The organism is Coleofasciculus sp. C1-SOL-03, from assembly GCF_040220555.1.
Taxonomy (GTDB): Bacteria; Cyanobacteriota; Cyanobacteriia; order Cyanobacteriales; family Coleofasciculaceae; genus Coleofasciculus.
In genome coordinates, this window is record NZ_JAVJUO010000140.1 from 122,743 (window position 1) to 129,097 (window position 6,355).

Genomic DNA, 6,355 nt, shown 5'->3' on the forward strand with positions numbered 1-6,355 from the left:
TTGAAAGCCTTGTATAGTATACTTTCCATCTTAATTCAGCAGATCCTATTTAGTTTATTTTGTCAAGGATCAGATTTAATCGGGGCGGGTTTAGTCGCATCTAGGTGCAACAGAAATGATAGTAGTGAAACCCGCCCCTACACAGGTGAAGGTTTAAACCTTTTTTATTCGCCATCCTTCTGGGTTTGGTCATCCGGCTGGATATTGTCCTCCATCCGTTTCATCAAGAGCTGTTTGGCTTTGAGGATATCGGATTCGGTGCCATAATGATTGTGATAGTAGTAGTAAGATCGGGTGGTATACCCTTTAACACCATTGGCAACCACGCCTAACACGGTGGCGTTAGAAATTCTCATACTATCCAAGGCTTGCATTAAAGCCGAGCGATCGCTCTTACCCAAGCCCACTACCATCATCACACCATCGGCGTGAGCCGCCAAGAGACGCCCATCTGCTAGTCCTAGCACGGGTGGTGTATCGTAAATCACCAAGTCAAAAACCGCATGAAATTGCTCCATTAAATGTTGCATCTTCTTGGAACACAGAAGCCGACTGGGATCAGGGGGGACTTGACCGGCGGTGAGGACATACAACCGATCCCACATCGGTAGGCGCTGGATTGCTTGTTTCGCGGTCAATCCAGTGGCAATAACGTTGCTTAAGCCGACGTGATTATCTAGGTTCAAACAATGATGAACCTGAGGGCGGCGTAAATCAGCATCCACCAGCAACACTCGTTGACCCATGGCGGCGGCGGCTTGGGCGAGGTGGACAGAAACGGTGGATTTGCCTTCTGAGGGTGTGGCTGAACTAATAACGATGGAGTGAACGGGGGTATCGCTACCCAGAAACCGAATATTCGTTTGCAGGGAACGGAAGGATTCTAAAAAGGGAGACGCATTGTAGCTGCGGGATGAGCGACGCGATTTTTCACCGTTGTGGGAAGGGGGCGGTGATGTCATCGGGGTTAGGTTTGCCGTAGACATCATCTGTTTGAGTTGTTTTTGGTAGGGGATAATCCCCAGTAGGGGAAGTTTGGTTAAGTCTTTGAGTTCATCGGGAGAATGGAAGACATTATCCAACCGTTCGATCAGCAACGCCACGCCCATGCCTAACAATAACCCAGCGATCGCACCTAATGTGATATTGCGCTGGGTATTGGGCCACACAGGAACTTGAGGGACTTCTGGCTTTAATATAATCTGCCAGGGTAAGGCTTTCTGAGCGGCTTCAATTTCCAGATTTTCCCGCACCGCCAGAAAGCGATTTAAGCTATCGGTGGCGACTTGGAGTTCTCGCTGTAAATCGGTGTAGCGGCGGGCGATGACGGGAATTTGTTTAACCTGGAGATTGAGCATTTGAGCCGATCGCGCGATCGCACTTTGTTTGACTTGTAAGACTTGCAGTTGATTGGTGGCTTGCACCAGTTGCTGGGTTAAATCCGTGCGAATCGAATTCGGGGACGCACTGGACACTCCCGCCTCGGTTAGGTTGGCGCCCAATACCTTTTGGGATTCTTGGTTGAGTAAGGGTAAGAGATTATCCCGTTTCTGGCGCAAGGCTTGCATCGTCGGGCTTTGGGGTGTAAACCGCGCCGATTCGAGGGCAATCTGAGATTCAATTTCCGCGAGTTGGTTGAGTAACTTTTGGTAGCGAGGGGCTTCACTGAGGCTGACTGTGGCAATTGCTTGCTGGGGTGATAATCCCAACTGCTGTAAGAGTGTGTTATAAAGCGATCGCGTTTCTTGATACTGAACCTGAGTTTGCAACTGCTGCTGTTCGATCGCACTCACCCGTTCGGATAACTCTTGGGCTTGAATTTCCGGATCAAGCAGGTTGTGTTGTTGGCGAAAGGCTTGCAATTGTCCTTGCAGCTTATTCACGCGATCGCGCAGCACGGGTAATTGGTCATCAACAAACTGAATTCCCTGTTTCAGGTTCAGTTGTCGCTCTTGCAGGGAGTAGCGTAGATAGCCTCGAGCAACTTCATGTAAAACCCGCCGTACTCTTTCCGGCTCAGTATCCCGATAACGCCCTTCTAGGATCTTGGTGTCCCCCAGTCGGCTGACAATGAGCTGACTCATTAAGGACTCGTAACTGACCTCAGGATAATGCTTGTGGATCTCTTGGACAATAGCTTCCATTAGCTGAGGAGAGCGTAACACCTGAATCTGGGTATCATAATCCAGTGTGGAATTTCGTCCCTCACCGCCACCCACCACTTCTGTGAGTTTGTCTAAGTCTCCTTCCTCAGTGACGGGTTCGACCAACAGTTGAAACTTGCTCTCATACTTCGGTGTCTGATTCAGCGTCCAAAAACTGATTCCTGAAGTTACTGCGATCGCGACTCCCGCAATCACTAACGCCCGACGCCGAATCACATTGACCAACTGTCGCAATGTCCATTCATCAGGTTCGGGTTCCGGAGGTGGCGTCCGGTAGACCATCGGTGGTGCATACTGTGGGTGTTTCCCATTACCATTGGGCGATAATGGGTGTTGAATCTGACCAATCTCCATCTTTCCCCTACTCCTGATGAATGGACTGATTTGTTATTGCTAAAATCTCATCTTACCTTGTTTGATTCTGTATCAGGCAACATGAAATAATCAACCATCAACCTAGAATCCAAAAAATCTAAAGATAGAGAACACGCTGCCAATCGGACTGACGATTGTCCCCAACGTATCTGTGACGCGGGTCAAGCCGGAACGTCTGACGATAATCACATCATTGGGGCGCAATGGCGGATTGCTTTCATCATTAACATCGGCAGTAAAATCCACCTCGATTTCCCGTTTTTTTACGGTACCGTTGGGTTGCAGACGAACCAACTCCACAGAACTCTTACGGGCACGACGGTTATCGAATCCACCAGACGCGAGCAAAGCTTGATTTAAGGGGGCGTTCGCTGGGATTGATACTGTACCCGGTTTCTCGACTTCTCCCACCACATTGACATTAATAATTGCCGCCGAAAAGCTCGCTGATGCCAATTTTGTAGCTTCTGAAGCGGTCAGGGTTTCGGCTTCGGGGACTCTAATCGTGTCTCCCTGTTGCAGAATCACATCTTCAGAGAGATCACCTTCTTGCAGGAGTTCCCAGAGATTGACAACGATCAGTTGCTCAGAGCCATCTCTGGTGGTGCGTCGCACTTCAACGTTACGAATATCGGCAGATTGAGTAATACCTCCCGCCACTTGAATCGCTTGAGTTACCGTTGGCGGTTCTGTATTGTTACCACCGCCGCCACCAGCCTGGTCAGCGGTAGCCGCTCCCGATGTGGCGGCGGTCACGGTATAAGGACCTGGACGCACGACTTCCCCGACTACGGCAACTTTAATGGGTTTGACCGCCTCTGGTGAAAAACTCGCGGTTGCCAGTTGACGGCTTTCTAGGGGGTCAATTCCGGTGGTGGTGGGGATAAAGACTTCATCACCATCTCTCAAGGTCACGTCTTGAGCGAGATCGCTATTTTGCAATAACTCCCAGAGATTAATTGTATAGGTTTGTCGGGTATCTGAGTTAGTCAGGCGACGGATTTGCACATTTCGCACATCAGCCGAGCGGCTAATTCCACCAGCAAGCTGAACCACTTGAGTCACGGTGGGAAATTGTTGTCCTTCGTTCAAGGTGACGCTGTAGGAACCCGGACGATTGACTTCCCCAGCGACGGCAATTTTTAGAGGACGAGCGTCAATCAAGGTGAGAGTCACTAAAGGACGTCTGACATAGGGAGCATATCGTTGAGAAATTCGTTCAGTGGCTTCATTGATGGTTAACCCTTTGACAACGATACTGCCAGCAACGGGTAAGTTGAGAGTACCATCAACTAAAACCTGGTATTCTCCCGTGTATTCAGGAACATCAAAGATCGTCACGCCGACGAGATCGCCTGATCCGAGGGTATAGGGTAAGTCTGGTGGTGGATTTGTGACGGTCGTTGGTGCTATGGGTGAAAATGTGGGGACTTGTGCGATTCCCGGAAGCGCTGCGGTTACGGAAACAAAGGCGAATAGGGTTAACCCTGCTACAGATGGTGTTAAATGCTTGCTCAACTTGATCCTCCCGTTGCCCATCGTGCGAAAATCATGAATGGGTCTTTTAATTCTCAGTTTAGTCATATTCATTAAAGATGTCTTGGCTCATGCGTGATCAAGTTACATTACCGTTGAAGCGAATTGGCACAAAAAAGTTCATGCTTATATAAGTAGCAGCACGCCCACTAAGTTTTGTAAACAAGCCTCAAACCCTGACAAATGTCGAATTATCCAAGTTGAAGAAAGTTTACAGCACGTCGGTAAAGGGCGCACGTCTGTGCGCCCCTACGGAGATTTCTGATTACTTGTTATCTATTGGGGTTGATTGGGGCGTCCCATTCTTCTTCGACCCCGACGATTTCCGCGCATCTGACGTATTTGTTCTTGTTGTTCCTCAGTGAGGACATCTCGCATCTGTTCCCGTGCGGATTGGTGAATTTCCCGCATCTGATTCCGTTGTGTTTCAGTCAGATTGAGCGCCCGCATCCCTTGCCGATGTCGCTGGCGTTGTTCCCGCAATTGTTGGAACTGTTCCTGTTGTTCGGGGGTGAGAATCTGTTCAATTTGCGAGTGTTTGTTGTCCCGGATTTGCTCTAACTGCGCTTGTTGTTCAGCGGTTAGGTTGAGTTCCTCAGCGAATGGAGGTTGGGCAAACGCTGCCAAGGGTGATGCAGCGAGGGTAATTGCAGCGATGGTGGCGAATAAAGGAAAGACTTTGATGTTCATCATGTTACAGTTGTGAACGGTTTGGTGTTTGATGTCTTTATCCTAGAAACTGTAGGGGTTAAACCACCTGAGGCAAACGTCCTGATTTGAGATAGGACTTTAGTCCTAGTGCTTCAGGTGTAGGGGAGATGGGGGAGATGGGGGAGATGGGGAAGATGGGGAAGATGGGGAAGATGGGGAAGATGGGGAAGATGGGGAAGATGGGGAAGATGGGGGTGTAGAGACGTAACATGCTACGTCTCTACCTTACCTGTTCCCTGTTCCCTGTTCCCTGTTCTCTGACAAATGACCAAACATCCAATTCCTTTCCTCTTATATCTAGAATGGATTCTCTTAGGAATCATCGCTATCGTTGAATTCCTGCGGTTTCCTTTTCCTCACCTCCCTCGTTTCCCTCTCCTGAATCTTTTGGGTTTAGCCGTCTTTGGCATCATGGGGTTAAGATTACCGACCCAAAAATCAGTCAAGGTGATTTACACTGGCGTGGAAATTGGCTTAATTCTCCTTGTCTCCTTGGTGGGCAAACTTCGTATGTTGCCCTTAATGTTAATTATTTTAGTGATCCGAAACTGTTTTATCTTTGAACGGCAAAGTCGCTTAATTATTACCGGACTCGCCTTTGTCTTATTTCTAATGCGAGAAGTTGACCGATTTCAGTCTCGCAGCCTTCGCCCTCGTCCTCCTTTGCGCCCCCCAGTTTTGGCGATGCCAGAACGCTGGCTATTTATCCTTTTAAGTTCTATAGTAGTCTTTGGCTTAGTCTTAGTCTTCTTACAGTTATTAGTTGATGCGGTATTAGCCGAACGGCGCAGTCGGGACGAATTAGCACAGGCAAATGCCCAACTGCGGCGCTATGCGGTGCGGATTGAAGATATGGCGACGCTGCAAGAACGGAATCGGATTGCCAGGGAAATTCATGATTCCTTGGGACATTCCCTGATTACGTTTAATCTACACTTAGAAGCGGCATTGCGACTTTTGGAATCGAATCCGACAGAAGCCAAAGATTTTTTACTCGAAGTCAAACAAGTCGCCGCGACTGCGCTGCAAGACGTGCGTCAATCCGTGGCAACCCTGCGGTCTAACCCATTACAGGGGCAGTCTTTAGAGGATGCGATCGCCTCTTTAATCCAAGAGTTTCACAAGTCTACAGGTATCTTACCCGATTGTCAGATCAATTTGTCCCATCCGGTGACGCCTGATGTGAAAATGGCGAGTTATCGGATTATCCAAGAATCCCTCACCAATATCTATAAACACGCCAAAGCCACGGAGGTGAGTATCCAGATTTGGACAGATTCCCAGTTCCATCTAATCATTGAGGATAATGGCAGAGGATTTGATGTGACGCAGAATACCACGGGTTTTGGACTGCAAGGGATGCGGGAACGTACCCAAGCGTTAGGGGGTCGTTTTACAATTAACACAGCACCCGCACAAGGGTGTCAAGTTATTGTTGAGTGGTGATTTGTCTTATGTCTTATGTCTTATGTCAAACTCACTTCTAAAAGCCGAAACGCCCGATTTTTCGTTCTCACTCTTCCTTGTCTACTGGTCTACCTGTCTCCCTTGTCTTACCTCCACCCCAA

Annotated in this window: 4 protein-coding genes; 1 reads left to right on the forward strand and 3 read right to left on the reverse strand. The window is 48.7% G+C overall.

Annotation, left to right across the window (positions count from 1 at the left end; translation table 11 throughout):
• Positions 1–164: 164 nt before the first annotated feature.
• The 3 genes from RIE73_RS22385 to RIE73_RS22395 all read right to left on the reverse strand — a co-directional run bounded on the left by RIE73_RS22385 (position 165) and on the right by RIE73_RS22395 (position 4,769).
• The gene (locus RIE73_RS22385) at positions 165–2,519 is read right to left on the reverse strand and encodes a GumC family protein (protein ID WP_446403291.1); all 2,355 of its coding nucleotides are present in this window, start codon (positions 2,517–2,519) and stop codon (positions 165–167) included.
• A gap of 102 nt (positions 2,520–2,621) precedes the next feature.
• Positions 2,622–4,058, reverse strand: a complete 1,437-nt coding sequence (locus RIE73_RS22390) for a polysaccharide biosynthesis/export family protein (RefSeq protein WP_446403292.1) — start codon at positions 4,056–4,058, stop codon at positions 2,622–2,624.
• Positions 4,059–4,352: 294 nt separating this feature from the next.
• Complete coding sequence (locus RIE73_RS22395; RefSeq protein WP_446403293.1) at positions 4,353–4,769, reverse strand: Spy/CpxP family protein refolding chaperone; 417 nt, start codon at positions 4,767–4,769, stop codon at positions 4,353–4,355.
• 282 nt (positions 4,770–5,051) lie between these two features.
• Here RIE73_RS22395 and RIE73_RS22400 point away from each other — a divergent pair, with 282 nt between their 5' ends.
• Complete coding sequence (locus RIE73_RS22400; RefSeq protein ID WP_446403294.1) at positions 5,052–6,233, forward strand: sensor histidine kinase; 1,182 nt, start codon at positions 5,052–5,054, stop codon at positions 6,231–6,233.
• Positions 6,234–6,355: the final 122 nt, after the last annotated feature.